The organism is Nonomuraea sp. C10, from assembly GCF_008017515.1.
GTDB lineage: Bacteria > Actinomycetota > Actinomycetes > Streptosporangiales > Streptosporangiaceae > Nonomuraea > Nonomuraea ferruginea.
Genome location: NZ_VPFF01000001.1, coordinates 3402676 through 3425571 on the forward strand (window position 1 = coordinate 3402676; position 22896 = coordinate 3425571).

The 22896-nt window shown below is 73.0% G+C and carries 21 protein-coding genes; 18 read left to right on the forward strand and 3 right to left on the reverse strand.

Annotated elements, in window-relative coordinates; all coding sequences use genetic code 11:
• Nucleotides 1-41 precede the first annotated feature (41 nt).
• Nucleotides 42-830, reverse strand: a complete 789-nt coding sequence (locus tag FR742_RS15455; RefSeq protein WP_261808552.1) for an IclR family transcriptional regulator — start codon at nucleotides 828-830, stop codon at nucleotides 42-44.
• 131 nt (nucleotides 831-961) lie between these two features.
• On the opposite strand from FR742_RS15455, the gene FR742_RS15460 reads away from it, so the two are divergent.
• From FR742_RS15460 to FR742_RS15480, 5 genes are all read left to right on the forward strand, one after another.
• Nucleotides 962-2203, forward strand: a complete 1242-nt coding sequence (locus FR742_RS15460) for a flavin reductase (protein WP_148031604.1) — start codon at nucleotides 962-964, stop codon at nucleotides 2201-2203.
• Between the two features lie 9 nt (nucleotides 2204-2212).
• Entirely contained in the window at nucleotides 2213-3490 is a 1278-nt protein-coding gene (locus FR742_RS15465) for an acyl-CoA dehydrogenase family protein (RefSeq protein WP_148031605.1), read from the forward strand.
• Nucleotides 3487-4887, forward strand: coding sequence for an aldehyde dehydrogenase (locus FR742_RS15470; protein ID WP_148031606.1), 1401 nt, complete (start codon nucleotides 3487-3489; stop codon nucleotides 4885-4887). Before FR742_RS15465 ends, FR742_RS15470 begins: the two co-directional genes overlap by 4 nt.
• A complete protein-coding gene (locus tag FR742_RS15475; RefSeq protein WP_148031607.1) occupies nucleotides 4884-6014 on the forward strand; it encodes an NAD(P)/FAD-dependent oxidoreductase in 1131 nt (376 codons plus the stop codon). Before FR742_RS15470 ends, FR742_RS15475 begins: the two co-directional genes overlap by 4 nt.
• A 131-nt stretch (nucleotides 6015-6145) precedes the next feature.
• Entirely contained in the window at nucleotides 6146-7564 is a 1419-nt protein-coding gene (locus FR742_RS15480; RefSeq protein ID WP_148031608.1) for an aldehyde dehydrogenase family protein, read from the forward strand.
• A gap of 21 nt (nucleotides 7565-7585) precedes the next feature.
• Here the strand turns inward: FR742_RS15480 and FR742_RS15485 are convergent, their stop codons facing one another.
• On the reverse strand, nucleotides 7586-9178 hold the full coding sequence (locus FR742_RS15485; RefSeq protein WP_148031609.1) for a carbon-nitrogen hydrolase family protein: 1593 nt from the start codon (nucleotides 9176-9178) through the stop codon (nucleotides 7586-7588).
• 87 nt (nucleotides 9179-9265) lie between these two features.
• On the opposite strand from FR742_RS15485, the gene FR742_RS15490 reads away from it, so the two are divergent.
• The 8 genes from FR742_RS15490 (at nucleotide 9266) to FR742_RS15525 (ending at nucleotide 15503) form a co-directional block, all read left to right on the forward strand.
• Nucleotides 9266-9547, forward strand: coding sequence for a Dabb family protein (locus tag FR742_RS15490; protein WP_148031610.1), 282 nt, complete (start codon nucleotides 9266-9268; stop codon nucleotides 9545-9547).
• Nucleotides 9548-9637: 90 nt separating this feature from the next.
• Nucleotides 9638-10444, forward strand: a complete 807-nt coding sequence (locus tag FR742_RS15495) for an oxidoreductase (RefSeq protein WP_148031611.1) — start codon at nucleotides 9638-9640, stop codon at nucleotides 10442-10444.
• Complete coding sequence (locus tag FR742_RS15500; protein ID WP_148031612.1) at nucleotides 10441-11349, forward strand: dienelactone hydrolase family protein; 909 nt, start codon at nucleotides 10441-10443, stop codon at nucleotides 11347-11349. The genes FR742_RS15495 and FR742_RS15500 overlap by 4 nt, the downstream gene beginning before the upstream one ends.
• Nucleotides 11342-12472 (forward strand): aromatic ring-hydroxylating dioxygenase subunit alpha, encoded by a 1131-nt coding sequence (locus FR742_RS15505; RefSeq protein WP_148031613.1) that lies wholly within the window; start codon nucleotides 11342-11344, stop codon nucleotides 12470-12472. Before FR742_RS15500 ends, FR742_RS15505 begins: the two co-directional genes overlap by 8 nt.
• Nucleotides 12447-13145: a hypothetical protein gene (locus FR742_RS15510; protein ID WP_148031614.1), complete on the forward strand. Its 699-nt coding sequence runs from the start codon at nucleotides 12447-12449 to the stop codon at nucleotides 13143-13145. The genes FR742_RS15505 and FR742_RS15510 overlap by 26 nt, the downstream gene beginning before the upstream one ends.
• A complete protein-coding gene (locus tag FR742_RS15515; protein WP_148031615.1) occupies nucleotides 13142-14056 on the forward strand; it encodes a hypothetical protein in 915 nt (304 codons plus the stop codon). Before FR742_RS15510 ends, FR742_RS15515 begins: the two co-directional genes overlap by 4 nt.
• Nucleotides 14041-14763 (forward strand): SDR family oxidoreductase, encoded by a 723-nt coding sequence (locus tag FR742_RS15520; protein ID WP_148031616.1) that lies wholly within the window; start codon nucleotides 14041-14043, stop codon nucleotides 14761-14763. Before FR742_RS15515 ends, FR742_RS15520 begins: the two co-directional genes overlap by 16 nt.
• The gene (locus FR742_RS15525) at nucleotides 14760-15503 is read left to right on the forward strand and encodes an arylmalonate decarboxylase (protein WP_148031617.1); all 744 of its coding nucleotides are present in this window, start codon (nucleotides 14760-14762) and stop codon (nucleotides 15501-15503) included. Before FR742_RS15520 ends, FR742_RS15525 begins: the two co-directional genes overlap by 4 nt.
• Here the strand turns inward: FR742_RS15525 and FR742_RS15530 are convergent.
• On the reverse strand, nucleotides 15497-16840 hold the full coding sequence (locus FR742_RS15530) for an MFS transporter (RefSeq protein WP_148031618.1): 1344 nt from the start codon (nucleotides 16838-16840) through the stop codon (nucleotides 15497-15499). The genes FR742_RS15525 and FR742_RS15530 overlap by 7 nt on opposite strands.
• 84 nt (nucleotides 16841-16924) lie before the next feature.
• Between FR742_RS15530 and FR742_RS15535 the strand changes: the two genes are divergently transcribed.
• The 5 genes from FR742_RS15535 (at nucleotide 16925) to FR742_RS15555 (ending at nucleotide 22839) form a co-directional block, all read left to right on the forward strand.
• Nucleotides 16925-17560: a hypothetical protein gene (locus tag FR742_RS15535; protein WP_148031619.1), complete on the forward strand. Its 636-nt coding sequence runs from the start codon at nucleotides 16925-16927 to the stop codon at nucleotides 17558-17560.
• Complete coding sequence (locus FR742_RS15540) at nucleotides 17560-19218, forward strand: ABC transporter ATP-binding protein/permease (protein ID WP_148031620.1); 1659 nt, start codon at nucleotides 17560-17562, stop codon at nucleotides 19216-19218. Before FR742_RS15535 ends, FR742_RS15540 begins: the two co-directional genes overlap by 1 nt.
• Nucleotides 19215-20954, forward strand: coding sequence for a thiol reductant ABC exporter subunit CydC (gene cydC, locus FR742_RS15545; protein WP_148031621.1), 1740 nt, complete (start codon nucleotides 19215-19217; stop codon nucleotides 20952-20954). Before FR742_RS15540 ends, cydC begins: the two co-directional genes overlap by 4 nt.
• Nucleotides 20955-21036: 82 nt before the next feature.
• On the forward strand, nucleotides 21037-21933 hold the full coding sequence (locus FR742_RS15550; protein ID WP_148031622.1) for a hydroxymethylglutaryl-CoA lyase: 897 nt from the start codon (nucleotides 21037-21039) through the stop codon (nucleotides 21931-21933).
• An 87-nt stretch (nucleotides 21934-22020) separates the two neighbouring features.
• Nucleotides 22021-22839: a VOC family protein gene (locus FR742_RS15555; protein WP_222708937.1), complete on the forward strand. Its 819-nt coding sequence runs from the start codon at nucleotides 22021-22023 to the stop codon at nucleotides 22837-22839.
• The last annotated feature ends 57 nt before the right edge of the window (nucleotides 22840-22896 follow it).

Sequence of the window (22896 nt, forward strand, 5' to 3'; positions counted from 1 at the left end):
GCATCTACCCCGGCGGCGGCGCCTTGCACGTGGGAGGACGCTCAGCCGGAGTGGCCGAGCTGGGCCGACAGCCGGGACGCCGACTCCACGACGAGGGGCGCCTGCTCCTGCATGCGCGGCTTGAAGCGGCTGCTCGGCCCCGCGACGCTGACCGCGGCGATCACCAGCCCGTCGTGGTCGAAGACGGGGGCGGCGATCGACGCCGCGCCCTCCAGGCGTTCCCCGAGCGAGGAGGCGTAGCCGCGCCGCCGGATCGCCGCCAGCTCGGCCCGCAGCCTGACGGCGTCCGTGATCGTCCTGCCGGTGAGGGCGGTGAGCTGGTGCCTGGACAGGAAGCCCTCGATCTCCTCCTCGCGCAGGAACGCCAGGATGGCCTTGGAGGAGCTGCCCGCGTGCAGCGGGTAGGGGATGCCCAGCGAGACCTCCATGCGCAGGTCATGGTCGGGCACGACCTGCTCCACGTAGAGGCGGGTGTCGCCGCGCCGCACCGACAGGGTGGCGGTCTCGCCCGACTGGGCCGACAGCCGGCGCAGCTCGGGACCGGCCATCGCCCGCAGGTCGGTGCGCGCCAGGTAGGCCCGGCCGAGCGCGATGGCGGCGTGGCCCAGCGAGTAGCGCCTGGTGACCGGGTCGACGGCGATGAGGTCGCGGTTGCGCAGCGCGGTGAGGATGCGGTGGACCGCCGCCTTGGTCAGGTCGAGCTCGGTGGCGATCTCGGTGACCCCCAGGTCAGGGCGCGTGCTCCGGCCGAACAGCAGCAGAACGTCCATGGCACGCTCCACCGCGGCGATGGAACGGCTCTGGTTCTCCGACTCGGCCTGGGCGTGCACCTGACCCCCTCGTAGATCGACGACACGCCCAGTCTATTTCCCTTGGGGAAACGCCGTCACATTGACACGAAAATGGCCGTTCGTTACCTTCAGCGTGACACTGTTTCCATCAATGGAACATATGGAGACCGGTGACTGCAGACGGCGAGTCCTTCCGCGCGGCCATGGCGCAGTGGCCGAGCGGCGTGGTCATCGTGACCACCGGGGCCGCGGGCGCCTGGCACGGCATGACCGCCAGCTCCTTCGCGAGCGTGAGCCTCGACCCGCCGATGGTGCTCATCTGCCTGGCACGCGGCACCAGGACCCACCGGCTGGTGACCGAGCACGGCTTCTTCGCCGTCAGCGTGCTCGGCAAGGACCAAGTCGCGATCGGCCGCAGGTTCGCCGGCCAGGAGCCCGCCGCCGACAGGTTCGCCGGCACCGCCTGGACCCCGGGCCCGAGCGGCTCCCCCGTGCTCGCCGACTCCGTCGCCTGGCTCGACTGCCGGGTCGCGCACGCGTACCCGGGAGGAGACCACACGATCTTCGTCGGCGAGGTGCTCACGAGCGCCACCCCGCGCCGGGTGGCGCCGGTGCTGTTCCACTCGCGCGCCTGGGGCCAGCTCGCCGACCCGCTGCCCGACCACATCGGCGTGGCCGACACCGGGCTGCTCGCCGTGCTGCGCGCCCGCGGCTTCACCGGCGCCCGGATGGCCGGCATCGCCCGCGCGCTGCGCGCCGCCGGCAGCCGCGTACGCCTGTTCGACCCGTACGAGTTCGATCCGTACGCGTTCGCGCGGGACCTCGACCCGGCCACCGCCTCGGCCCTGATCACCGAACCCGCCCAGGTGCGGGCCGTGGCCTCGGCAGGAGCGGGAGTGGCCGAGTTCACCGCCGCGGAACCCGGACCGGCCGCCCGCGTCCTGGAGGCCGCCCGCCGCGCCGGACTGGCCACCGTCGGGCACGTCCCCGAGGCCTTCGCCGCGGACCGCGCCGAACAGGTCATGGCCACCGTCGCCCGGCTGGCCGAGCTCGGCTGCGACGAGATCGGGCTGGAAGAGGGCGCCGTCCCCGCGACCCCGGTCCGGGTCCGCGGCCTGCTCCAGGACGCCGCCGCGGCCGCGCGACAGGCCACCGTCCGCGTCGGCCTGCGCGAACGCCACGGCATCGGCCTGGTCAACGCGCTGGTCGCGATGAAGAGCGGGGTGCGGCACTTCGACACCACGCTGGGCGGCCTCGACGGCGCGCTGCCCGCCGAGGACGTGCTGTTCCTGGCCGGCCAGCTCGACGTCGACAGCGCCGTCGACCGGTCGGTGCTGGTCGCCAGCGCCGCCGAGCTGGAGAGCACCTGGGGGTCCGTGCTGCCCGGACGCACCTACAGATTCGCCAACTAAGGGGAGAACGTGACCCACGATCTGACCGGTGAACGGCTCGTCGACGACATGACCGAGGCCGAACGCGCCCGCGCGGAACGCGTCGAAGCCGTGCTGCCCGCGCTGCGCGCCGCCGCCGTCAAGGCCGACGAGGAGGCCCGCTTCCCGATCGAGCACGTCGCGCTGCTGCGCGACGCCGGGCTGCTCGGCCTCGTGGTGCCGGAGAAGTACGGCGGGCTCGGCGGCACGCTGCGCGACCTCGCCGCCGCGACGTTCGCGATGGGCACCGCCTGCCCGTCCACCGCCCTGGCCTACTTCTTCCACAACACCAGCGCCTCCCGCGGCCTGCTGCCGCTGGAGGCGATCGAGGCCGGCCTGTTCGACGACGGCGAGATCCCCGCCGTACGGGCGTTCGCCGAGAAGGTGCTGACCAGGATGGCCTCCGGCGTCTGGCTGGCCAACTTCGCCTCCGAGTCCGTCAAGAGCTCCACCGCCAACATCACCATCGCCACCACCGCGCGCCGCACCGACGGCGGCTGGCTGCTGGACGGCGAGAAGTCGTTCGGCTGCGCCACCGGCGTCGCCGACTACTACCTGACCACGGCCAAGCTGGAGGGCCACGACACCGCCGAGGGCCTGGTCACGTTCCTGGTGCCGCGCGACGCGGCGGGCGTCTCCACCCGCGCGCCGTGGGACGGGCTCGGCATGCGGGCCACCGCCAACAACGGCATCAGGCTGGAGCGGGTGTTCGTCCCCGAGGACGAGGCGCTGACCGTGCCGGGGGCGTTCACCCGGATGCTCAGGATGAGCCGCGGCAGCTTCGTCGGCAACCAGCTCGCCATCGCCGCCGTCTACACCGGCTGCGCGCAGAACGTCTACGACGTCACCGTCGAGCAGCTCACCCGCAAGACGTTCGCCGACACCGGCCGGCCGATCGCCTCTTCGCCCATGCACCAGCAGCTCATCGGCGAGATGACCGTCCAGCTGGAGACCGCCTACCTGTGGCTGCGCCGCCAGCTGGTGCTGGAGACCTCCGAGCCGCCGCTGCGGCCCAAGCCCGAGGTCTTCCGCCAGTGGCGGATGGGCAAGGGGTCGGTCACCGAGGCCTGCTTCCAGGTGGCGCTCGGCGCGTTCAAGGCCTCGGGCACCTCCGGCGCCATGATGGGCGGCACGGCCGGCCGGGCGCTGCGCGACCTGGCGATGGGGCTGGTCATGACGTTCCCGGCCGAACGCGGCAGGCTGGAGGTCGCCCAGCTGGTGACCCAGGCGCAGGAGAACGCGCTGTTCGCCACCGCGGAGCGGCCATGATCGAGCTGCCGGAGACCGCCGACCTCGTCGACGGCCGCTGGGCCCGCTGCACCGAGGACCTCGGCTTCGACCTGGAGAACCCCGCCACCGGCGAGCCCGCCGCCCGCGCGCTCGGCTCGTCCGGCGCGCGCGCCGAGGCGGCGCTCGCGGCCGCCGACCGGGTGGCCGCCGCCTGGGCGGGCACCCCCGCCGAGCGGCGGGCCGACCTGCTCGACGCCGCCTCGGCCGCGCTGCGGGACCGGACCGGCGAGATCACCGCCCTGGAGTCCTTCGCCACCGGCGTGCCGATCCGGCAGACCACCGGGCTCGGGCTGATCGTGCACGGCGCGTTCGCGCTGGCCGCCGCCCAGATCAGGCAAGGGCTGCTGCGCGCCGACCGTGACGGGGTCGAGGTGCACCGCCTGCCCTGGGGCCCCGCCCTGTGCCTGGTGCCGTGGAACGCGCCCGCCCCGATGGCCGCCCACAAGGCCGCGAGCGCGCTGGCGGCGGGGTGCCCCGTCGTGCTCAAGGTCAGCGAGTACGCCCCCTACGGCACCCGGGTGCTGGCCGAGGTCCTCGGCGAGATACTGCCACCCGGCGTCTTCCAGCTCGTCATGGGCGACGCCCGCACTGGAGCCCTGCTGGCCGCGGACCCGCGGATCCGCGCCGTCTCCTTCACCGGCGGCCTGGCCGGCGGCCGCGCCGTCGCCGCCGCCTGCGCGAGCGCGCTCCGGCCCGCCCAGCTGGAGCTCGGCGGCAACAACCCGCTCGTGGTGCTGCCCGACGCCGGCACCGGCGCCGCCGCCGCGTCCGCCGCCGAGCTGCTCACCTCGCTCAACGGCCAGTGGTGCCGGGCGCTGGGCCGGCTGATCGTGCCCCGCCCGCGCCTGCCCGAGCTGGTGGCGGCCGTCGGCGAGCGGCTCGCCGCGCTGCGCGCCGGCGACCCGCTCGATCCGGAGACCGAGTACGGCCCGCTCGTCCACTCCGCCCACCTCCGGCGGGTACGGGACGCGACGGAGAACGCCGGAGGACAGGCCATCTCGTACGGTGACATGCCCGGCAAAGGCAACTACCTGGCGCCCGCTCTCATCACCGGAGCCGACCTGGCCGACGAGATCTTCGGGCCGGTCGCCGCCGTGGTGCCCTACGACACCGAGGAGGAGGCGGTCGCGCTGGCCAACGCGACACCGTACGGGCTCGAAGGGTATGTCGTCGGCGCCGACGAGGAACGGGCGCTGGACGTCGCCCGGCGGGTGCGCGCCGGCGAGGTCAAGGTCAACGGGTCCAGTGTGCTGAGCCTGCACCTGTTCACGCCGCGACCGGCGTGGGGGCTGTCCGGGCTGGTGGACGAGGGCACGGCGGAGACCATCCGGTTCTTCACCGGCACCCGCGTGGTCGGCGTCGAGCGGGCGCCGTGAGCCGCGTGCTGGTCGCCGGGGCCGGGCCGGTGGGGCTGACCGCGGCGCTCACCCTGGCGCGCGGCGGGGTGCCGGTGACCGTCCTGGAAGCCGGGCCTGGCCTGGCCGCCGAGTCGCGGGCCTCCACCTTCCACCCGCCGACGCTGGAGATGCTCGCCGGGCTCGGCGTGCTGCCGGAGCTGATGGCCCTCGGCCTGGTCGCGCGTACCTTCCAGTACCGCGACCGGCGGGGCGGCGCCATCGCCACCCTCGACATGGGCGTGCTCGCCGCGGACACGCCGTACCCGTACCGGGTGCAGTGCGAGCAGAGCAAGCTGACCCCGATCCTGATGGAGCACCTGGTCCGGCACGGCGGCGAGGTGCTGTTCGGGTCGGCGGTCCGCGAGGTCCTGCCGCGCGGCGGCGGCGTGCTGGTGACCACCGCGGATGGCGCGCGGTTCGCCGCCGACCGGCTGATCGCCGCCGACGGCGCCCACTCGACGGTACGGCGGGCGCTCGGGATCCCGTTCGAAGGCATCACGTACCCCGAACGGTTCCTGGTCGCCTCCACGGACGAGGACCTGGACGGGCTGCTGCCGGGCATCGCGCCGATCAACTACGTCTTCGACCCAGAGGAGTGGCTCGTCCTGCTGCGCACGCCCGACCACTGGCGGGTGCTGCTGCCCACCCCCGGCGGCACCTCCGACCAGGCGGAGCTCGCCCGGCTGGCCGGTCGGCTGCGGGCCGTCGCCGACCCCGGGCGTGACTGGAAGGTCGCGCACGCCTCGCTCTACCGGGTCCACCAGCGGGTGGCCGCCCGCTTCCGGCACGGGCCCGTCCTGCTGGCCGGGGACGCGGCCCACGTCAACAACCCGCTGGGCGGGCTCGGCATGAACAGCGGCATCCACGACGCGGTCCTGCTCGCCGGCGCCCTGCTCCAGGACGATCCCGGGGCGGTCGACGCGGTCGCCGCCAGGAGGCGGCAGGTGGCGCTCCAGCACGTGCGCGCGATCAGTCACGGCAACTGGGAGAAGCTGCGCTCGGCCGACCCCGCCGCCCACCACGCCGAACTGCGCGCCCTGGCCGCCGACCCGAAGGCCGCCAGAGCGCACCTGCTGCGCGCCTGCCTGATCACGTCCCTCAGATGACACTCCGCTCCCCGCCGGGGGGCAAGCACCGCTCGGGAGAGAAGCCCGCTCTCAGAGGGGGCGGGCAAGCACCGCCTGGGCACGAGGAACATCCCGCTGGACGGCCGGGTAGCGGGCGGAAAGGAGGCGTGGTGGACGTGATCAGGCGGGAGAACCCCGCACGGGTCGCCGAGGTCGTGGGCCGGGTTCCCGTCACCGGCGCGGACGGCGTGGACGCGGCGGTGCGGCGGGCCGGCGAGGCGCGGCGGGAGTGGGCGGCGCGGCCGATCGGGGATCGGGTGGCCGTGCTGCGGGAGGCCGCGGGGGTCATCGACGGCAGGACCGGCGAGCTGGCCATGCTGCTGGCGCGCGAGTCGGGCAAGCCGCTGGCCGACTGCCGGGGCGAGATCTCGTTCGCGCTCACGTACCTGCGCTGGGTGTGCGACAACGCGCCCCGGGTGCTCGCTCCGGCCGAGATCGACGACGCCGCGGGCCGCCTGGTCGTGCGGCGCGCACCGTACGGGGTGGTGGGGTGCGTCACGCCGTGGAACGCCCCGGTCATCCTGGCCATGGTCAAGCTGGCGCCCGCGCTGGCGGCGGGCAACGCGGTGGTGCTCAAGCCGTCGCCGCTGGCGCCGCTGGCCGTGAGCGAGGTGGCCGCGGCGCTGCCCACAGTGGAGGTGGTGCACGGGGGCGCGCCGGCCGGGCGGGCGCTCGTCACCCACCCGGCGGTCCGCAAGGTGGCCTTCACCGGCGGCGACGCGGCCGGGCGGGAGATCGCGGCGGCGGCCGGTTCGATGCTCACGTCTTCGGTCATGGAGCTCGGCGGCAACGACCCGGCGATCTTCCTGCCGGACTTCGCGCTGTCCGGCGACGACTACGAGCGGCTGGTCATGGCGACGTTCGCGACCAGCGGGCAGGTGTGCATGGCCGCCAAACGGCTGTACGTGCCGCGCGCCCGGATGGCGGAGTTCACCGAGGCGTACACGGCGGCGGCGGAGCGGGTCCTGGTCGTCGGCGATCCGCTCACGCCCGGGGTCACCATGGGGCCGGTCATCTCCGGCCCGGCCGCCGACCGGATCCGGGCGCTGGTCGCGGGGTCGCTCTCCCGTGGGGGTACGGCGGTGCCGCTCGGGCGGGCAGTCGGCGGCCTCGAATCCGGATATTTCGTGACCCCAACCCTCGTGACCGGGCTGGACGACCAGGCGCCCCTGGTCACCGAGGAGCAGTTCGGCCCGGCGGTGCCGTTGCTGCCCTACGACACCGAGGAGGAGCTGCCGGCCAGGGCCAACGCGGGGGATCTCGGCCTCGCCGCCTCGGTGTGGTCCGCCGACGAGGACCGCGCCTTCGACCTGGCCGCCCGCCTCGAAGCCGGCTACGTCTTCGTCAACACCCACAACCGCACCGGCATGTCCCTGCGCGCCCCCTTCGGCGGTGTCAAGCGCAGCGGCTACGGCCGGGAGTACGGCGAAGAAGGGCTCCTGGAGTACGTCCAGAGCGCGGTCGTGCACGCCCCCGCGGCCTTCCGCGACGGCGGCGCCGGCCTGCCCGCGACCGCCTACCCGGCCTGACGAGCACCGACCCGGTGCTCGTCAGCCTGCCTGGCCGAGCAAGGCTCCGGACAGGTGCCAGGGGCGGCCGTCCACCAGGTCGGTGCCCCGGGAGACGTGCCGGTTGACCGCCTGCTCCGGCCACACCACGGCGTGCACGACCTCGTCCGCGTTCTTCACCGTGGTCACCACGGGGTGGCTGATGCGGCCGGTGAACGGCCCCTCCCAGGCGGTCCAGAGCGTGAAGTCCCGGGGCGCGGCCAGGACGAGCCCCGCCACGCCGTCCGGGCCGTCCTGCCCGGCCACCACCAGGTTGAGCCGGTTCTCCGCCGCCCTCTCCAGCAGGCCGAGCCGCAGCTCCCACGGCTCCCTGGCGGTGTACGGGACCGCGACCACGTCGGCGTCGGCCAGCGCCGCCAGCCGGAACTCCTCCGGATGCCGCGCGTCCTCACCGGCGACGATCGCCAGCCGTCCCCAGGGCAACCGGTGGATCGGGCAGGGGCCGACGCCGGAAGCGTCCCCAGCGGACCCGCCGGGGTCCCCGGCGCTGGGCCCGGGTGGGTCTTCGCGGGGTACCTCGCCGGTGGCGTTCACCAGGGCGCCGGTGCCGGTCACCACATGGGCCGGCGTGTCCCGTACCGCGGCCGAGGCCTCCGCCGCCGACAGCGGGGAGCCTTCCGGCAGGACGATGAGCAGGGCGCCGTCGCGGGCGGCCCGGCGGACGGCGGGGGCGCCGGCGCGGACCACCGCGACCGGGAGGACGGCCGCGCCCGGCGGGGCGGTGCGGCCGCGCGGGGGCCGGGTGATGGCGGCGTAGCGGGCGGGACGGCGGGTGGCGAGGAGGCGGGCGCGGCCGGCGTCGGCGGCGGCCGGGTCGATGTCGGCGACCACCACGGCCTCGCCGGTGCGCGGGGCCCGGGCCACGACGGTGCCGTCCGGGGCGACGATCTGGCTCTCGCCCGCGCCGTGCAGCCAGCCGACCGGCACCCCGAGACCGGCGCCGACCTGCGCCAGCCGGTCGGCGGGGATCAGCGGGCCGACCTTGTTGGCGGCGACGACCCACACCTTGTTCTCGGCCGCGCGGACCGGGACGTGCAGCGAGGCCTCGTCGGTGGCGAACGAGTTCAGGCTGTTGAGCAGGATCTGCGCGCCACGCACCGCCAGCCCTCTGGTGACCTCGTTGATGACGCCTTCCATGCAGGCGTACATGCCGACGCGGCCGGCGGCGGTGTCCACCACCGGGCCGGGGGCGGTCGCCGGGTCGAGGTGGTCGTTCTCGGCGCCCATCAGGATCTGCTTGTCCGCCTCGCCCAGCAGCTCGCCGCCGGGGCCGTAGAGGAGGGACGCGCCGGTGGTGCGGCCGTCGTCACGGGCCAGGGTGACGCCGATCTTGACGTGGGCGCGGTGCCGTCGGGCGGCGCCGGCGACGGCGGCCAGGAAGGGGTCCCCGTGCCGGCAGGCCATCTCGCGGGCGTGCTCGCGGCTCTCGTACCAGGACAGATGGTTGCAGAACTCGGGTAACACGATCAGCTCGGCGCCGCGGCCGGCGGCCTCGCCGATCATGCGAAGGCTGGTGGCGAGGTTCGCGGCGACGTCCTGGCCGGCCTCGAACTGCACCGCGGCGACGCGCACCACAGCGCCTCCCTGTTACATCTAGAGAAACGGCGTTTCCAATGCCTACAATCTCGCGAAACAGGGCGAGATGTCCAGAGGAGGCAGCCTGTGCTGACCCACGTCGTGCTGATGAAGTTCACCGATCCCGCCGACGCGCCCGAGGCCAAGGAGCGGCTCGAAGCGCTGGCGGGCAGGGTGCCGCAGATCAGGGAGCTCTCCGCGCACCTGGACGTGGTCCACTCGCCTGTCTCCTACGACCTGTGCCTGGTCACCAGGCACGAGTCCGCCGACGAACTGCGCGGCTACCAGGAGCATCCCGACCACCTGGAGCTGGCCGGCTGGCTGCGTCCGAGGCTGGCCGCGCGGGCGGTCGTCGATCACGAGGGATAGCCCGATGTCCTGGACACGGGTCACGCTTTCGGGGGATCCTGCAAAGGAAACACCGTTTCTTTACCGGTAACAGACTGGGGAAGATCAGCTGTGAAGGAAACGCTTCAGCACGTCGAGCAGATGCTCGACGAGTCCCCGGTGGTCGACGTCACCGAGACCTTCGAGCAGATGCGCGGCATCCTCGCCCGGCTCAAAGCCAGGATCGAGGCGAAGTTCGTGCTCACCCGGGACCCGTCGAGCGAGCAGTTCGACAGCTACGGCACCTACCCCGACGGCCCCGGCGGCCGGATCGAGGCCTACACCGGCCCGGAGGTGGACTGGATGGTCCACTCCTGGCTGGGCAACCCCACGGCGAGCTTCGCCAACCTGCACCTGACCGTGTGGCTCGGCCCGCAGATCGACGTGCCGCACCTGGGCATCGCGCTGCTGGTGTGGCCGGAGGGCTGGTTCTACACCGACGCGATCCCCCGGGTGAACCTGACCGAGGACGGCGACTACTACGACCGCTACTACGCGCCGCTCGACGCCGACTGGCTCCGGTTCAAGGAGGAGCACCCGGACTTCACCTGGTTCACCAGCCGCGCCGGGTTCATCCGGGCCAGTCTGTCGCCCGTCGCGCACTGCTACTCCTTCCCCCGCGCCCAGGACAACATCGACCTGGTCGCGAAGCTGCTCGACGACCGCGTGGACCGCTGGCTGACCTGGGTGGACGAGGCCGAGCCCGTGCCGGAGGAACGGCGGCCCGCGCTCGCCGCCACCGACCTGGCCATCCGCCGCAACATCGCCGACCGCGACCCGGCCAACGTCATGGGCGTGCGGTTCTTCGGCGAGGAGCTGACCGGCAAACTCGTCCGCGCCCTGTGGGGCGGCGACCGGGTGCTGCCGAGGCCGTCGTGATCAGATCGCTGTGGTGGGCCGCGGAGACGGGTGGCGAGCCGCCGTTCGGCACCGCCCATCTCAAGGTCCACTACCCGGCGGCCGCCGAGGGCGACCGCCTGACCGGCACGTTCCCGCCCGACGGCGGACCGTACCCGGTCGTGCTGTTCCTGTCCGGGATCAACGTCGGGCAGGACGCCTACCGCTGGCTCGCGGTCGAGATCGCCGCTGCCGGGTTCGTGTGCGTGACGTTCGACCGGGTGGGCGAGCTGTTCGGCGGCGAGTACGGGCTCACCCCCGGCGTCGACCTGGAGGCCGCGGCCCCCGGACAGTACGGCACCCGCCCGACCTGCCCGGCCATCGGCGCCGTCCTGGCCTCGCTGGCGGAGATCGAGCTGCTCAAGGGCGTGCTCGACCTCGACCGGGTGGCCATCGGCGGCCACTCCGCCGGCGGCACGGTGGCGATGCAGTCGGCCAGTTTCTTCCCCGGCGTCAAGGCGGTCTTCTCCTACGGGGCGCACACCATGGTCGCCACCATGCTGGGCTGGCCCGCGGGCACCGTGGTGCCCGCCCAGGCCGACTGCCCCGTGCTGCTGTCGGTCGGCACCCGCGACGGCGTCATCATGGGCAGCGCCGACCGCTACGGCCAGGACGGGCACGCCACGGACCCCGTCACCCGGACCTTCGAGGAGGCGCTCGGCGACGGCGAGCACCTGCTGGCCGTCTTCGACGGCGCCAACCACTTCATGATCGCCGACCCGGTGGATCCGACGGCCGCGCGCGCCTTCCTGGATCTGCCTGCCACCGCCCAGCCCCGGCCCGAACTGGCCCGGCTGGTCACCGCGTTCCTCCGTACCCATCTGCACGACGAACCGGAGGCACGGGCCGTCCTGTCCGGCCTGCCCGTAAGGAGGAAGCATGCTTAAGAACTTCTGGTACGCGATCGAGTTCAGCCACGTCGTCGAGCACCGGCCGCGCAAGGTCACCTGCCTCGGGCAGGACTTCGTGATCTGGCGGCGGCGCGACGGCTCGGTGGCCTGCCTGTCCGACCTGTGCGTGCACCGGGGCGGCGCCCTGTCGCTGGGCACGCTGGTCGAGGACCGCGTCGCCTGCCCGTACCACGGCTGGGAGTACGAGCCCGACGGCACCTGCGTGAAGATCCCCGCGAACCCGCCCGGCCGCGGCATCCCGAAGAAGGCCCGGGTCGACGCCTACCCGATCGTCGAGAAGTACGGCCTGGTCTGGGCCTATCTGGGCGACCTGCCCGAGGACAAGCGCCCGCCGATCCCGCACATGGCCGAGCACGACGACCCCTCCTTCCGCGCCGTCTACTGGCAGACCGTCGTCGAGGCGAACTACGAGCGGGCGATGGAGAACGTCGTGGACGCGGCGCACACCCCGTTCGTGCACGGCACCGCCTTCGGCAACCCCGACAAGCCGGAGATCCCGGACTACGAGGTGACGCAGGGCGAATGGCACGCGGAGGCCGACATCCTGCTCAACCCGCCGGCGCCGAAGGGCCTGTGGGGCATGCTGTCCCCCAAGCGCCTCGACCCCGTCGTGGTCACCAACGGCTGGTACCTGCCGAACGTGGTCAAGCTGCACATCCGGCTCCCGTTCGGCGACCTGATCATGTACGACCACAACATCCCGATCTCCCAGGGCCGCACCATGGTGAAGCTCGTCGGCTACCGCAACTTCTTCACCGGCAAGTGGGCCGACCGCAACGCCGTCAAGCGGATCCAGCGGATCTTCGAGCAGGACCGGGTGGTGGTGGAGTCGCAGCGGCCCGAACTGCTGCCCTTCGACCTCGCGGCCGAGCTGCACCTGCGCAGCGACGCCCTGCAGATCGCCTACCGGCGGCGCCGCCAGGAGCTGATCGACGACGGCTGGTGGCTGGGCGGCGACGACATCGTGATGGGGGACGTGCCGCGCCGCGAGGCCACCGTCATCCCTTCGCCGGCCCGCCGGGACAATCCCGAACTCGCCCGTGCGTGGGTGCACAAGACCCGAGGAGACAGCCATGAGCCTGCCCGAAGCGCTGAGTGAGCGCGTCCTGGAGCGGCTGACCGACGCCCTGGAGCTCCGCCCGGCCCGCGACGTGCCGCTCACCTCGCCGATGTCGCCCGCCCCGGTCGGCCGCCTGCGGGTGCTGCGCCCCGCGGAGGAGACCGTCGTCGACAAGGCGGTCGCGGTCGGCCTGGTGGTGCCGCAGATCGGGCTGGACAGCCACATGATCTTCGTGTTCACCCGGCCGGGCTCCGCGGTGCCGCACTTCACGCTGGACTCGGTCGCCTCCGCCGAGTACCACGCCATGCACCTGGACCTGATCCCGCGGGCCGACCTGGCCGTCAGCCTGGAGTATCTGGACGCCTGCTTCCTGCCGCTCACCGAGCCGCTCGACGGAGCCTGGCAGCTCGACGGCCTCTCCCCCGCCGCCATCGGCCCCCGGCAGCGGGCCATGATGTCGCCCTGGATGCTGGTGTGCCGCGCCACCGAGGACGCCTTCGCCAAGCTCGGCGGCACCGTGGACGCCTACCTGGACCACTGGCTCGCGCTCGTCGCCGGCGGAGTGCCCGAGCCCTCCGGTGACCTGGCGGGGCGTGATGGCGTCAACCGGGCCAACCTCTTCTCCCCGGCCGTGGACCCCGTCTGGCACCAGGTCACCCGGCTGATCGGCGAGGAACAGGCCGAGACCGTACGTGAGGAGCTTCTGCGTTGACCGAGCCGAGCGAGTGGCAGCGGCGCATCGAGGGCGAATGGGTCGGCAGGCCGTCCCTGTTCGACGCGACAGGGACGTGGCAGGGGTACGAGGACATCCGCCGCTCCTCCGTCCACGAGGACGGCGTGACCACCTACTACATGGACGGCGGCCTGGAAGGCGGCGGGCCGATGGCGGGCCGGTTCCGGCTGGGCGCGCCGTTCGCCTTCGGGGTGGTCGACTCCGACGCCAGCCGGATCTACACCGGCCCCGACTTCTACGGCACCGGCCAGCCGTACGGGACCTTCGTCGACGCGCACTACTACGGCCCCGGCTGGCAGGTGGACCTCAACACCTGGAACCAGGTGATCGGCGACACCCAGGTCTACTCCTCGATGCTCTACCAGGGGCCGGCGGTCGTGGGCTGCTTCAACGGCCTCTACACCCGCGACCCGGCCAGGACCGCCGACTGGCTCGCCGCCGAGACGCGGAACGGGCCGGTCCCGTACATCCTGCCGACCAAGACCGGCGGCGCGTTCGCCGGCGACTGCGAGCTGTTCGGCGCCGACCAGAAGCCCGCCGGCACGGTCGAGGTCCGGGTCGAGCTGGAGCCGCTCGACCTGCTGAGGACCCGCCGGCGCGTCACCTGGTCGGGCGCGCTGGAGCGGGAGTACGCGGCCGACGTGCGGCGCGACGGCTGCCGTTCCTTCTACGAGGGGCCGGACGCGTGGGGCAACGCCCAGGCGTTCGGCCGGGCCGACTACCCCAGCGTGCACTTCGCGGACGTGTGGAAGCTGAAGGGCCGGGAGTTCATGCTCGACGCCACGCCCGGCATGGGCTCGGGGACGGAACTGGCGGTGGTCTACGAACTGTTCGAGGGCGGCACGCTCGCCGCGGTGATGCACGGGGTGCTGACATGGTCATCGTCGTGACCGGCGGCAGCCGCGGCATCGGGCGCGGCCTGGTCAGGGAGTTCCTGGCACGCGGCCACCAGGTGGTGACCTGCGGCAGCGCCAAGGCGCCCGAGGACGGGCTCGGCGTCGTCGCCGACGTCACCGACCGGGCCCAGGTGCGCGAGCTGTGGGACACGGCCGTCGCCGAGTACGGCCGGGTGGACGTGTGGATCAACAACGCCGGCGTCACCCAGCGGCGCGTGCCGCTGTGGGAGCTGACCGAGCAGGAGACCCGCGCGGTCGTCGACGTCAACCTGAACGGGGTGATCAACGGCTGCGCGGTGGCGCTGGCGGGCATGGCAGGCCAGGGCCACGGCCACGTGTGGAACATGGAGGGCCTGGGCAGCGACGGCCGGGCGGTGCCCGGACTGTCGGTGTACGGGTCCACCAAGCGGGCGCTGACCTACCTGACCAAGGCCCTGGCCAAGGAGGTGCCCGACGGGGTGTCCGTCGGGCTGCTCAGCCCCGGCATGGTCGTCACCGACCTGCTCGTCCGCGACCTGAACCCGAAGTCCCGCAAGATCTTCGACATCCTGGCCGACCGGGTCGAGACCGTGACCCCGTGGCTGGCCGAGCAGGCGCTCGCCCGGATCGGGAACGGCGCGCACGTCCGCTGGCTGACCAACCGCAAGGTCATGGCCCGCTTCGCCACCGCCCCCTTCACGAGGAGAAAGGTGCTGCCGTGACCGACGCGCTCGGCTGGCGACGCAAGTTCGGCGTGATCGCGCCGTCGACGAACACGATCGTGGAGCCGGACTTCTATGCGATGACCGTGCCGGGGGTGACCGCGCACTTCGGCAGGATCCACATCAGAGATCAGAACATGTCCGGAAATGAGGGCATGGAACGCCTGCTCGGCCAGATCCGCGACGAGCTCGGCGCCGCCTGCGAACGGGTGATGACCTGCGAGCCCGACTACATGGTCATGGGCATGTCCGCGGAGACCTTCTGGGGCGGCGTCGAGGGCAACCGGCAGTTCGTCGAGCAGATCCACGGCCTCACCGGCCTGCGGGTCGCCACCGGCGCCGAGGCCTGCGAGCGCGCGCTGAAGCTCTTCGGCGCCCGCCGGATCGGCGTCGTCACCCCCTACCAGCCGGTCGGCGACGAGAACGTGGTCCGTTTCTTCTCTGAGATCGGCTTCGAGGTGACCGCGATCAAGGGACTCAAGTGCCCCACCGCCGTGTCGATCGCGCACGTGGGCGAGGCCGAGCTGCGCGACGCGCTGGTGGAGGTGAACTCCGCCGAGGTGGACGTGCTGGTGCAGTGCGGGACGAACCTGTCGATGGTGCGGCTGGCCGACGAGGCCGAGCGCTGGCTGGGCAAGCCCGTCATCGCCATCAACGCCGCCACCTGGTGGATGGCGCTGCGGGACAACGGCATCGAGGACAAGGTGTACGGCGCGGGCTCCCTCCTGCGCGATCACTGAAGGGCCCGGAGGGCGGTCCCCCTGTCGTCCTCCAGGCTCGCCCTGCCCCGGAACGCCAGCAGCGCGCCGGCCAGCAACGGGACGGCGAGGATGGCGTACGCCCAGCGCAGCGATCCGGTGGCGTCGGAGAACGCGCCGACCAGCAGCGGTCCAGCCGATCCCGCCAGGGAGAGCAGGAACTGCAGCAGCGCGAACCCGAGCCCTCGCCGCGCGGCGGGCACCACGTCGGCGGCCGCCGCCGTCAGGCTGGGGATGGCCACCAGGAACCCGCCCGAGGCGACCGCCAGGCAGAGCAACTGCACCGGCAGCACCAGCAGCAGGGCGACACCCGTCAGGGCCAGCGCCCCGACGAGCAGCCCCCAGGCGCCGACGGTCACCCGCCATCCCGGCCTGACCAGGTGCCCCCTGTCACCGAGCCGGGCGCCGAGCACGCTGCCGGTGACCATGCCGAGCAGTCCGACGCCGCCTGCCAGCCCCGAGGCGGCGCCCACGGACAGGTCGAAGGCGCGCTGGTAGAAAGTGGGCAGCCAGAACATCAGCCCGCCCAGCCCGAAGAAGACCGTGCCGAGCCCGACGGCGATGGCGCGCAGGGTCCTGATCCGGAGCAGCTCCCGCATCTCGGCCAGGACCGGGCCGCGGCGTTCCGGCGCGGCGGCGGGCTGCGGCCGCCGGCCCGTCCTGAGCATCTCGATGCGGTCCCCGGTCCCCCGCTCGGGCTCGCGCAGGGTCAGGCAGAGCAGGGCGATCACCATGCCCGGCACCGCCACGAGGAAGAACATGGTCCGCCAGCCGTACGCCTCCGCCAGCGCGCCTCCGGCGACGATGCCGACCGGCGGCCCGGCGAAGTAGCCGAACCGCTCCAGCGAGAACGCCCGGGTCCGGCTGCCGCCCGGGAAGTAGTCGGCCAGCAGGCTGGAGGCGGCCGGGTTGTAGAGCAGCCCCGTGCCGCCGAGCAGCACCCGCACGGCGAACAGCATCGCGTACGAGGTCACCAGCCCGCTGCCGAGCGTCAGCAGTGACCAGACGGCCACCACCAGGAACAGCGTCCAGGTCCTGCGGCCGTGGTCGGCCAGCCGCCCGGCGGGGATCAGCAGGATGACGCCGGCCAGCGCGGCGGAGGTCGCGATGGCGCCGCCCGCCGTGTCGCCGAACCCGAGATCCCGCTGGATATCGGCCAGCGCCCCCGCCATCAGGTTGTACTCCACCCGGTCGACGAAGGCGATCAGCGCGACGCAGATCGCGGGCCACCATCCGAACGGCGCCGCCGCGTCCAGGCGCACCCGCCGGGGGCCCCTGCCCGCGACGGGGATCTCGACGTAGTCGTCAGCGCCCGCCATGCGCACATCGTTATGGAAACACTGTTTCCCGTCAATGGATCTCGTGTCTTACTTGGAAACGACGTTTCCCCAATGGGAGTTGCCATGGAATACCCACTCTCCCTCGCCCTCGTCGACTTCCTGCCGGTCATCGCCATGGCCGTCGGGGTCGCGCTGCTCGTCCCCTACGCCCGCCATCCGGCCGTGGCCGCAGGCGGCTGGCTCACGGTGCTGGGCGGCGCGCTCAAGGCCGTCTGGAAACTGATCATGGCGATCCGCGGGCCGGACCTCGTGTGGCTGGCCGAGGCCCAGTTCTTCCTGCTCGGCACCGGGTTCACGCTGATGGCCTGGGCGCTGCTGGGGACCGGATCCGGCCGGCGGCCGCCGGCGTGGGCGTTCGCCGGCTTCGCCCTGCTGGGCGTCGCCGCCGCGATCGCGGTCATGGACACCTGGCCGATGCTGATCGTGACCACCGTCTCGGCCACCCTCGTGGGCATCCGGCTCCTGCTGCTGTCCCGCCGGGCCGGGGCGGCCGCCGCGGTCTACCTGTTCGGGTTCAACCTTCTCGGCACGTACGTGATGGGCCTGCTGGCCTCGCGGCCCGAGCAGACGATCGCCTTGCAGTGGGCGGAGGAGATCCTCAACACGCTGAACTGGTCGGCCTTCGCCCTGGGGGTCTGGCTCCTGACGCGGACGAAGTCGCCTGTGGCACATTCGCGGAGGTTCACGTGGAGTCGCTGATGCGGCCCATCCGCGGGCCGGTCCTGCTGTCCGTGCTGGGCACGTGGCTCCAGGCCCTGGCCACGACCGCGCTGCTGCTGTTCACCGGCCACGCGATCGGCCGGATCGCCGCGGGCGGGCCGCCTGACGGCGGCGTCGTCGCCGGGCTGGCCGTCGCGGCCGTCGCCCGGGCGCTGTGCGCCGCCTGGGTGCCGGCGATCACCGTCAGGGCCGGCGGGCGGCTGGAGCTCGACCTGCGCGACCGGGTCTACCGCCACCTGCTCCGGCTGGGCGCCCCGCTGCGCTCCAGCGAGCAGACCGGCCGCCTGGTCTCCACCGGAACCGAGGCCGTCGAGCTCGTCGCCACCTACTACGCCACCTTCCTCGGCCCGATCCTCGCCTCGATGACCGTGCCGATCCTCGTGCTGGCCGCCATCGCGATCCTCGTCGACCCGTGGACCGCGCTCGTCCTGGCCGTCGCGGTCCCGGCCATCCCGCTCACCGTCGGCGTCTTCCAGCGGGCCTTCGCCAGGGTCAGCGACGGCTACCGCGACACCGCCAACCGGCTGGCCGCCCGCTTCCTGGACGCCCTGCAGGGCCTGACCACGCTCAAGCTCTTCAACCAGGGCACCGCGCACGGCCGGACCCTGGCCAGAGCCTCGGAGGACCTGCGCCAGGCGATCATGCGGCTGCTGGCCGGCAACCAGGTCATCCTCTTCGTGATCGACACGGTCTTCTCACTGGGGATGATCACCGCGGCGACGGTCCTGGCGATGATCCGCTTCCGCGACGGCGCGATCGGCACGGGCGAGGCGGTCGCCCTGGTGCTGCTGGCCACCCAGCTCGTCGAGCCGCTGGACAAGGTCGGCCAGTTCTTCTACGTCGGCATGGGCGGCATGGCCGCCGCCAAGGAGATCAGGACCCTGCTCGCGGAGCGGCCCTCGGTCACCGACGCCGACGCCGGGCACCCGGCAAGGACCACCTCCGAGGTGACCTTCGACGCGGTCGGCTTCGGCTACCTGCCGGACACCCCGGTGCTGCGCGAGGTGAGCTTCACCATCGCGCCCGGCGAGAAACTGGCGCTGGTCGGCCCCTCGGGATCGGGCAAGACCACCGTCGCCGCCCTGCTCCAGCGCAACCTGGACCCCGGCGAGGGCACGATCCGCGTCGGCGGTCACGACGTCACCGCGGTGCCCGCCGCCTGGGTGCGCGAGCAGATCAGCGTCGTCGCCCAGACGACCTACCTGTTCACCGGCACGCTCAGGGACAACCTCAAGGTCGCCGCGCCCGACGCCGACGACGACCGGCTGCGCGAGGCGCTCGCCGTGGCCGACCTCGACCTGGACCTCGACACGCCGGTGGGCGAACGCGGCCTGACCCTCTCCGGCGGCCAGGCGCAGCGCGTGTCGATCGCGCGGGCCGCGCTGAAGGACGCGCCCATCCTCGTCCTCGACGAGCCGACCTCCAACGTGGACCTGGAGTCCGAGGCCGCGATCCTGGCCGCGCTGGACCGGCTCACCGCCGGGCGGACCGTGCTGATGATCGCGCACCGGCTGTCCACCGTCCGCGACGCCGACCGGATCGCGGTCCTGGAGGACGGAGCCGTCACCGAGCAGGGCACGCACGAGGAACTGATGACAGGCGACGGCCACTACGCCAGGGCGGTGAGGTCACGATGACCAGGATCCAGATCAGCCGGCGGCTGCTGGCCTTCGGCCGGCCCCTCCTGGTCCCGCTCGCCGTCTCGGTCCTCTTCCGCGTGCTGCAGCAGTGCCTGGGCATCGCCCTGTACGGCGTGGGCGCCTGGGGCGTGGTCAGGGTCGTGTCCGGCGAGCCGGAGGTGATCGGCGGGATCGCCGTGGCCATGGTCGTCATGGCCTTCGCCAAGGGCCTGTTCCGCTACGTCGAGCAGTACTCGGGGCACTTCGTCGCCTTCAAGCTGCTCGCCCTGCTCCGCGACGACTTCTACGAGCGGATCGAGCCGCAGGCGCCCGCCGGGACCGAGGGCGGCCGCTCCGGCGACCTGCTCGCCCGCGTGATGAAGGACATCGACCGCATCGAGGTGTTCTACGCCCACACCATCGCGCCGGCGCTGGCCGCCGCCGTCGTGCCGGTGATCTCCCTGACCGTGCTGGGGACGGTCTTCAGCCCGGTGGTGGCGCTCGTGCTCGCGCCGTTCCTGATCGGGGTGGGCATCGGGGTCCCGTGGCTGAGCCACCGCGCCGCCGCCACCGCCGCCACCGAGCTGCGCCGCTCGCGCGGCGAGGTCTCCCAGCACCTCACCGACGGCGTCCAGGGCATCAGGGAAGTGCTCGCCTTCGGGTACGGGCCGCGCCGCCTGGCCGAGCTGGGCGCGCTCGGCGGCGCCGGCGCGTCGGCCGTCGGCCGGCTCGGCCGCCTGATCGCGCTGCGCCGGGGCCTCAACGAGCTGCTCGTCGCCGCCGGGATGATCGCGGTCCTGTTCACCGGCCACGCGCAGGGCCTCGGCTGGCAGGACATCGCGATCACCGTCGCGATCGGCCTGGCGGCCTTCGGGCCGGTGCTGGGCGTGGAGGAGTTCGTCGCCGACCTGGAGCAGGCGTTCGCCGCCGCCCGCCGCCTCTGGGAGATCACCGACCGGCCGCCCCTGGTCGTCGACCCCGGCTCCCCCGAGCCCCGGCCCGCCGGCCGGTCGATCGCCTTCGAGTCGGTGACCTTCACCTACCCGGGCGGGCCGGCTCCCGCGCTGCGGGACGTCTCCTTCACCGTCCCCGAGGGCGAGCGGTACGCCGTCGTCGGCGCGTCCGGCTCGGGCAAGTCCACGCTGGTCTCGCTCCTGCTCCGGTTCTGGGACCCGGACTCCGGCAGGGTGCGCGTCGGCGGCGTCCCGGTCGACCGGCTCGGCCTCGGCGACCTGCGCGACCTGGTGGCCGTGGTCGGCCAGCGGACCTACCTGTTCAACGACACCGTGGCCGCCAACCTGAGGCTCGCCCGGCCGGCCGCCACCCAGGACGAGCTGGAGGCCGCCTGCCGCCGCGCCGCCCTGCACGACACGATCACGGCGATGCCCGAGGGCTACGACACCGTGATCGGCGAGATGGGCGAACGGCTGTCCGGCGGCCAGCGGCAGCGGCTGGCGATCGCCCGCGCCCTGCTGAAGGACGCCCCGATCATCGTCCTGGACGAGGCGACCTCCGAGCTCGACACGCACACGGAGGCCGAGATCCAGCGGCAGATCGACGACCTGGCCGAGGGCCGGACCCTCCTGGTCATCGCGCACCGCCTGGCCACGGTGACCGGCGCCGGCCGCATCCTCGTGCTGGACCGCGGCCGCCTGGTGGAGCAGGGCACCCACGAGGAGCTCCTGGCCCGCCAGGACGCCTACGCCCGCCTGTACGCCCGCCAGGCCGACGACCTCGACCGGGCGGCCGGATGAGGATTGTATGCATCAACGACAGATATCTCCCTTTATGACCTTATATCTGGATTTTTTGCATACATGTTGGTATCCAGGAAGCATGCATCCCCCCGAAGTGAACCTCGTCGAAGTCGGCCCCAGGGACGGGCTCCAGAACGAGTCCGTCCTGGTGGGCACCGATGACAAGGTCGCCTACATCGAGGCCCTGGCCGACGCCGGGCTGACCCGCATCGAGGCGGTCAGCTTCGTCCACCCGCGCCTGGTGCCGCAGATGGCCGACGCCGAGCAGGTGATGGCCCGGGTGCCGAGACGCGACGGGCTCAGCTACATCGGCCTGATCGTCAACGCGCGCGGCCTCGACCGGGCGCTGGACGCCGGAGTCGACGAGGTCAACATGACCGTGGTCGCCACCGAGACCTTCTCCCGGCGCAACCAGGGCATGAGCATCGCCGAGGCGCTCGACTCCTTCGCCGCCGTCTCGGCCCGCGCGCACGCCGCCGGGCTGCCGGTCACCGCGACGGTCGGCGCCTCGTTCGGCTGCCCCTTCGAGGGCGAGGTGTCGCCGGACCACGTGGCCGCGATGGTGCGGCGCTGCGCCGAGGCGGGCGCCGACGAGATCGCGCTCGCCGACACGATCGGCGTCGGCGTGCCCGCCGACGTGCGCCGCCTGGTCGAGGCGGTGCGCGCCGTCACCGGCCTGCCGCTGCGCTTCCACTTCCACAACACCCGCAACACCGGGTACGCCAACGCGCTGGCCGCCGTCGAGGCCGGCGCGAGCGCGCTGGACGCCAGCAGCGGCGGGATCGGCGGCTGCCCGTTCGCCCCGGCCGCCACCGGCAACATCGCCACCGAGGACCTGGCCTACGCCCTGCGCCGGTCGCGCGTCCGTACCGGAGTGGACCTGGGCCGGCTGACCGAGGCCGCGGCCTACATCGGCGAACGGCTGGGCGCGCCGGTGCCCGCCCTGCTCGGCCGCGCCGGCGACTTCCCGGCCTGAGGGCCCCGCCCTGCGGCGAGGGCGCGATCCCGAAGTGGTCAGGAATCGAGAAGCGTCGCCCTCCAGGCTGGACCTAGCGTTGCCCGCGTGAACAGCACAGCCACCCCAGCTTCCATGGGCCTCACGCTCGACGTCATCACCCTCGGGACGCCCGAGGTGGAGGCCGCGCGCAGGTTCTACAGCACGACGCTCTCCCCCACCGTCGCCGACGACGACGACTCGGTGAACCTCGACCTGCACGGGACCGGGCGACTCACTCTGTCCGCGGCCGAGAGGCTCGCCGCGGGCGCGGGCGCGCAACCGGCGGCGCCGGGATTCCGCGGCTACGTGCTGACCTATGTCGTCAACCAGCCCACCGAGGTCAAGACGCTGATGGACGCCGCCGTCCGCGGCGGCGCGGAGGTTCTCAAGCCCGCCAAGAAGGCCCTCTTCGGTTCGTTCTCCGGGGTGTTCCGGGCACCGGACGGCGCCATCTGGAAGCTGGCGGCGGCCACCGGCAAGGACACCGGCCCCGCGGCGGAAAGTCCGCTGCCGACTGAGACCACCCTCATTCTCGGCGTATCCGCGCCGAAGGCGTCGAAGGCCTTCTACGAGGCCCTGGGCATGTCGGTCGACCGGGACTACGGCAGCAAGTACATCGACTTCCACCCCGCCGCAGGCGCGGCCAGGCTGTGCCTGATGGAAGGCGGGGTCCTGGCCAGGGATGCGGGCACGGCCAAGGACGGCGACGGCTTCCCCTCGATGGTCCTCACCCACAGGGCCGAGTCCCGGGAAGAAGTCGATCTCCTCCTGTCGGCGGCCGCCGCTGCCGGAGGCCGGACCACCGTCGCCGCCACGCGGACTACCGAGGGATATTCCGGTTTTTTCACCGACCCGGACGGCTTCTGGTGGCAAGTGACGCACTGAGCCCCGCGAGCCGGTGTCCATCGCGTCGTCGGCCTCCCAGGCGATCTCCGAGACGAC

Coding starts and splice junctions, on each gene's coding strand:
- cydC (WP_148031621.1), top strand. CDS start 19,215: ATGACCAGGATCCAGATCAGCCGGCGGCTGCTGGCCTTCGGCCGGCCC.
- FR742_RS15550 (WP_148031622.1), top strand. CDS start 21,037: ATGCATCCCCCCGAAGTGAACCTCGTCGAAGTCGGCCCCAGGGACGGG.
- FR742_RS15530 (WP_148031618.1), bottom strand. CDS start 16,840: ATGGCGGGCGCTGACGACTACGTCGAGATCCCCGTCGCGGGCAGGGGC.
- FR742_RS15520 (WP_148031616.1), top strand. CDS start 14,041: ATGGTCATCGTCGTGACCGGCGGCAGCCGCGGCATCGGGCGCGGCCTG.
- FR742_RS15470 (WP_148031606.1), top strand. CDS start 3,487: ATGATCGAGCTGCCGGAGACCGCCGACCTCGTCGACGGCCGCTGGGCC.
- FR742_RS15510 (WP_148031614.1), top strand. CDS start 12,447: ATGAGCCTGCCCGAAGCGCTGAGTGAGCGCGTCCTGGAGCGGCTGACC.
- FR742_RS15535 (WP_148031619.1), top strand. CDS start 16,925: ATGGAATACCCACTCTCCCTCGCCCTCGTCGACTTCCTGCCGGTCATC.
- FR742_RS15505 (WP_148031613.1), top strand. CDS start 11,342: ATGCTTAAGAACTTCTGGTACGCGATCGAGTTCAGCCACGTCGTCGAG.
- FR742_RS15540 (WP_148031620.1), top strand. CDS start 17,560: ATGCGGCCCATCCGCGGGCCGGTCCTGCTGTCCGTGCTGGGCACGTGG.